Consider the following 5935-nt stretch of genomic DNA (forward strand, 5'->3'; position numbering starts at 1 on the left):
TCAAGCAATGTTACTCGGTTGTGAATGTTGTATGCAATAAGGTGTGTTAACCCTTTCACATGGAGTGTCTTGTGCGATTTATTGGTAGCCATCAAATCATTAAGAACATCGGACTTGCCAACAGCCTTGAGCGAGACAACAGCCTTGAGCGAGACAACAGCCTTGAGCGAGACAACAGCCCTGAGCGGTCTAACTGCAATGAGCCTAATAGCCAGACATGTCTGTTAAATGGAGGGAAGTCCAGGGCCAGTCATCAGGATATTCAGGCGTTGTTACTGCTTGTCTCCGGGATGATATTGCTCTTGATTGCAGGCTGCACCGATGAGAAGGACTTATCCACTCATGAGGCTGGAATAGTTAAGTTCCGGTAGGTACAGACCTCGGCAAAGGTAGCAACGTTTAATCAATAGTGAGGGAGAACAGCGTCACTTATCGGCAGAAAGTGGTTTATATGCCAGGGTGGTTGTTGAAGGCTTATTCGGCATAGAGTCTATGGGGTTCAATGAGTTTCAGCTCGTCCCTCATCTGCCATGATCGGTTAAGAATTAGGCGATAATGCATATTCGAACTGTGACTATTCAATGCAAGAAAAGACCAGAAATCCTGGTTCACCCGCTATCCTAAACTAGAATTAGCCTGATCCCTCTCTCCTATGTTTCCCTCTGTTGATTATTGCCTTATGTGCCTGCAAGCCTAATCCTTTGTGGGGCCGAGATAATCGGCTGGCACATTTTCACAAACGAGATCTAAGTCATCACACATCAAGATGCATATTTAATGCGCGTTATTAAAGTGTGATGCGCGTCACTCCGGGGTACTTACAAATGGGTATCTGACCCGCTTGTTGATTTGGATCAATTTGTTACGGATTTGGATCTGGCAGGATGCCGATAAATGTAATGAACATGATAATAATAAACGATAATTAGTTTGTATTAATGGAGTAGTATGATGAAAAAAAATATCATTTCTGGATTAGTCGCGACCGCCCTACTGGCTACAGGTTTTACAGCCTCTGTTGCTGCCCATCAAGCGGGTGACATTATCATTCGTGCCGGTGCTGTCGTTGTCGCACCTAACGAGTCGAGTGAGCAGGTAGCGACCTTCGGCGAGTTCGGCGTGAGTAGTAATACTCAATTGGGGCTTAACTTCGGCTATATGTTGACCGATAATATAGGCATTGAGTTGTTAGCGGCGACACCATTCAGTCACGATATTTCTCTGGCTGGTGTGGGCAAGATAGCCGAGACTAAGCAGTTACCGCCTACCTTAGTAGTCCAATACTATTTTGGTAATGCTGAGTCCAAGTTACGCCCTTACATAGGCGCAGGAGTTAACTTCACAAACTTCTACGACAATGAATTCACCAACGATCTGGATGGGGCGTTAACGGATCTGAGTATGGGTAATTCATGGGGCTTAGCCGCTCAGGTTGGCATAGACTATCAAGTGAATAAAAACTGGTTGGTGAATGCCTCTGTCTGGTACGCACAAATCAGTACCGATGTGAAGTTCAACCTTGGCGGTTCGCCGACGACTATCGAAACCGATATCGACCCTTGGGTATACATGGTCAGCGTAGGTTATACCTTCTAAACCAGTTTCGTAAATCAAAACAAAGGAGCCAATTGGCTCCTTTGTTGTTTAGCTTTAACCGCTAATTACGAGAGCTGTAATCGAGCTATTTCTTGCCTTCGGCTTTGGCCGCGAGACGTTCAGCTTTAGTACGCCAGTGACGCGTATTGTAGACAAATTCAGGCAATAGCTTAGTCAGCCAGGCCACCAACAGCCAACGCTTAGTCACATAGACCTTACGTTTTGCCTTCTGCATCGCCTTAATGATCTGCCTAGCCACCTCTTCGGGGGGAGATAACCATAGGCGACTCTGTTGCATGGCGGCCTTATCGAGTAAACCTAGCTGAATATCGGTAATCGTAATGGGCAATTTTAGCCTTTGGGCATGCATACTTAAGCCATCTAGGTAGTTGCTGGCGAACGCTTTAGAAGCATGATAAGCCACATTCGGGCCACCACGTAGGCCGGCAATGGAGTTGATCGCGGCCAGCTGGCCATAGCCTTGATCTCTAAAAAGCCTAAATGCTGTGTTGCAGATAGCCGCGTATCCCTGAACATTGACCGTGATAATATCTTGCTCGAGTAGCCAAGGTAGCTGTGGGTCATAACTGTTTAAGCCGGTATTGACTATGATTAAATGTGCTCCACCTAGCTTTTCCCAGACTTGCTCCAAAGTGGAGATGATTGCCTGAGGCTGTTCTATCTGCAGTGGGTAAACACATACCTTGGTGGCAAGAGTATCGGCGAATTCTTGCAGTGATTTAGGATCTTGACCCAGTAGGGCAAGTTCAACACCTTGATTGGCAAGTTGCTTGGCTATTTCACGGCTCAGGAGTGAGCTGGCACCCACTATGATGGCTGTTGCTGTGGTCATATAGGCTATTCGACTTAATTGGGGTAACCCATGATAGGAAGATATCCCCGCTAGGACAAGATGAATCATCTGCGGCTGTGAAGCGAGAGGGGTATTGTCAGCCCACAATAGAGACCGGCATTGTTAATTATGGTGTCTCCGCTGTTCTTCTCTTCGTTGTTGTTTTAGTTTCAATCGACGTGGAGTTGAAACTGATGCCCTTATTTGTTGGGTTTAGGTTATATTATTGATTTATAATGACACATTTGATTCTTTTCGATTAACGATGAGGATCCGTTGGTTCCTCATCGTTAAAGTGGGCAGTTACGGCGTTTTATTTATACCCTCCAAATATTTTTCATTATTGTTCATTTCCACTACCTCTTCTAGGGGGAACCTCAACAAACCATTCTACAAAAATCTCTATCCAATCACTATAATCACGAACATTGGTATATACTCCAGGGAAAGACGCATCGCCACAACCGTGGCCCCAACTAGTCACACCAAACAAATAAGTCCCCCCCTCAGAATCTTTTACTATTAGCGGGCCACCACTATCACCTTGGCAAGTATCTCTCCCTCCATCATAAGTTCCCGCACAAAGCATGCCATCTTTAATATCATTTCCATAACTATAGGCCGACGAACCACAATCCGAATTAGAAATAAAGGTTAAATTCACTTCCATTAGCTTTTTAGATACCGACCCCCCATAGGAAACGTCCCCCCAACCTGTAGCAACCACTTCGAGATTTGATGCCCAATAAAAGTCCTCACTAGCCAAAGGCAAAGGATCTATAAAATAATTAAATGTCACTGGAGTACTTAATCGTAACAGTGCGATATCATTTTCATTAGTGTCGTCATCATATTTAGCATGCACAATTTTCTCAGCCACATCGAATTCTTGCTCATGTCTAGAAATATCGTCAGTATCTAGATCGCCAAGAATAACGGTATATCTATTGGCATTGTCGGTTAGGCAGTGAGCCGCCGTTACTACCCATAGGTCATTAATAAGTGTCCCACCACATATAGTGTTACCATTCAGTTCAATCCGTGCCTGCCATGGGTTCATACCTTCGTATGCTTCTGTACCACCAACAATACTTGGTTTTATTTCATAATTAGAATCATGTTGAACCTTAATGTCATGATATTGAGTAATAATAGCATCTTCAGTTTCAATTACTGTATATGATGTAGTGTTCGCTATACTCGGTAGCGAAGTTATCAAAGTGACAGCCGTAGCTACACTGATCAATATGTTTTTTATTAACATGTTTTTCATTCCTGATTGTAAATAAGTAAACTGCTTCGATTATATAAAGTAATAAAGTGAAAGTACCACGCTGATATTCCAAAGTGTACTAGTCAAAAGTATGGGTTTCATAGTTAATTCAATTGCCTATATAGAGGCGTTATTATGCAATACTAGATTCAATCGTTATTTACCCGGACGGGTAAGTAACCAGGGTGAGAGCATGCATGCTCTCACCCTAGAACGGACTTAACCCAAAAGTTTGCAAAACGGGAGCCTTACACCATTAAGGCACTCAATTGCCCAGTACAGAAGTCGATTAAGCGATATTAGCTGCTAACGCTTTCAAAGGAGTTGAGATGCTTAAATGAGCCGATAGCTAGACAAACCAACAAAGAAGATAAGTGTACCGGTCGTTTCAGGGAGGGGCGTTCATCTATTTCCTTTTTAAGAGTCAGCACTGTTAGATGAAGTTGCGGTTTTAACCTGTATGGCTTACGTTGACCACTCTTTATTAATCGATGGGCCTATTCGAACTAAGATGGCCACTTAAACAGCTTGAGTTCACCCACCCTGGCTGAAAATCGATATTTAAGCTAGCAATCCCCTGCTCGATGATGGTAATGGAGAGAAGTTGCAGTTATATCGGTGATCACTGTGCTTTGTTGTACGTTGAAATGAAAGCTCGTTATTTCGGCGTTATATTGTTGATTTATGATGGGTGGCGTGATTAAGCGGTTTCAAGCCAAACAAGAAACGAAATATACTAAATGGTTTAATTATTAAGAAACAAATTAAACTAGTGGCAGAAAATGATAAAATGAAAAGTAAAAATATTTTAATCGGCATTGATATTTGCCAGGTGAGAACATAAAAACCAATTACCACTATTACCGTTTGATGAAATATATAAAATGGGAGAATTAGTTCATTACTGAGATGAAGCCACTTAGGAGTCTTAGTTAAATAAAACTGGGCATAACCTAAAATAGTTAAAAGTGCAGACCATGCAACCAAACAACAAACTAACCACCATATTGACCAACGCGCATCTAATGACAAATATTTACTAAGGTCAGGTGAATAATAATACGCATAAAAAGCTATTGTACTTAGCAAAAGTATAATCAAATTGGAAAACCGTTGTTCGCAGGTTGCTTGCCAAACACTTTTATTACGAATGAATATCATGCCAATGATGAAAAAGAAGAAGTAATAAGTTGATGAAGATAAGTTTTCAATTTTGTTGTCATCACTTGGAAAAATTAAAGAGAAACAGATTTTCACTACAATGAGCAAAGTAACTAATGAAAACAAACCGCCTTTAAACTTAGTAAGTTTTGCTACACTATCAACAATTAACGTCCCAAACCTAGAGTTTAAAAGTTTATTGATAGGTATTGCTAGCAAGGAAAATACAATAAGGTACTCTATAAACCAGAGATGATTCGTTTCAAATTTGAGTGCCAGATTTGGGTACTCTTTCCAGTATGATTGAAGAATAGTGATATTTTCGATATAAATCTGTGGGGGGATCACCAGTAGCGACCCAACCAATAATGGGATAAAAAGCCTTGCCATTTTGTCTAGTGCAAATTTTTTAATGGTTATTTTCGACAATAAAATAACCGCCCCCACACCAGAAATGAAAAATAAGATGGGTAACCTGAATTGTTCAAAATACACCATAACATCATCAAGTACCTTACTCGATTCGTTATTCATGATGTGCCAATCATCTCCGTTAAAAGGCATACACACATGATGAAGGAAAACTGCAAAAATCAATATTACCCTTAACCAATCTAATTCAGATAATCTCACTGTGTTTTTCAATTCCATTTGAACAGCCTTAAACTAGAAATTGCCACAATTGTTGTGGCTTATACCGCCCAGCATGGGCATGAACTCATGAGGTGACTATCTACTAGATATCAGCTCTGTAGTCAGGTCACCGTTCAATAACCTGCTGTTTAGTTGGTAAAACTGTAACGCTAACGACTAACGAATGGCAAGGGCTTATCCGTGAGGTTGGTCTACTTTCAACAACTTATCAACAATTTATCGCAACAATTTATCGAGCCACCCAACATAAAAATAAAGCCATTGACCACATGCCAGTGCTGACATTGTGAGTGCTAGATGGCATATAAGACGATGATTTATTTTAACTTAAAGTATCAAGGCGATGAGTTTGATGCAACCATGATAAGTGGACACCCATAAGATTTTTGATACTTAAA

At 41.4% G+C, this 5935-nt stretch carries 5 protein-coding genes and 1 pseudogene; 3 read left to right on the top strand and 3 right to left on the bottom strand.

Annotated elements, in window-relative coordinates:
* Window positions 1-71: 71 nt before the first annotated feature.
* Both HRU42_RS20250 and ompW read left to right on the top strand, forming a co-directional pair.
* Complete coding sequence (locus HRU42_RS20250) at window positions 72-371, top strand: hypothetical protein (protein ID WP_295033798.1); 300 nt, start codon at window positions 72-74, stop codon at window positions 369-371.
* 577 nt (window positions 372-948) lie between these two features.
* Complete coding sequence (gene ompW / locus HRU42_RS20255; RefSeq protein WP_295033799.1) at window positions 949-1596, top strand: outer membrane protein OmpW; 648 nt, start codon at window positions 949-951, stop codon at window positions 1594-1596.
* An 85-nt stretch (window positions 1597-1681) separates the two neighbouring features.
* On the opposite strand, the gene HRU42_RS20260 is transcribed toward ompW, so the two are convergent.
* Together HRU42_RS20260 and HRU42_RS20265 are read right to left on the bottom strand one after the other, a co-directional pair.
* A complete protein-coding gene (locus HRU42_RS20260; RefSeq protein WP_295033801.1) occupies window positions 1682-2449 on the bottom strand; it encodes an SDR family oxidoreductase in 768 nt (255 codons plus the stop codon).
* A 340-nt stretch (window positions 2450-2789) separates the two neighbouring features.
* A complete protein-coding gene (locus HRU42_RS20265; protein ID WP_295033802.1) occupies window positions 2790-3713 on the bottom strand; it encodes a serine protease in 924 nt (307 codons plus the stop codon).
* 265 nt (window positions 3714-3978) lie between these two features.
* Between HRU42_RS20265 and HRU42_RS20270 the strand changes: the two are divergent.
* Window positions 3979-4140: pseudogene (locus HRU42_RS20270) on the top strand (transposase); the annotation flags it as partial.
* Window positions 4141-4391: 251 nt separating this feature from the next.
* Here the strand turns inward: HRU42_RS20270 and HRU42_RS20275 are convergent.
* Window positions 4392-5534 carry an acyltransferase gene (locus HRU42_RS20275; RefSeq protein WP_295033804.1) on the bottom strand — a complete coding sequence of 381 codons (1143 nt, stop codon included), beginning with the start codon at window positions 5532-5534 and terminating at the stop codon, window positions 4392-4394.
* Between the last annotated feature and the right edge of the window lie 401 nt (window positions 5535-5935).

The sequence above is a fragment of the Shewanella sp. genome (assembly GCF_013214165.1).
Taxonomy (GTDB): domain Bacteria; phylum Pseudomonadota; class Gammaproteobacteria; order Enterobacterales; family Shewanellaceae; genus Shewanella.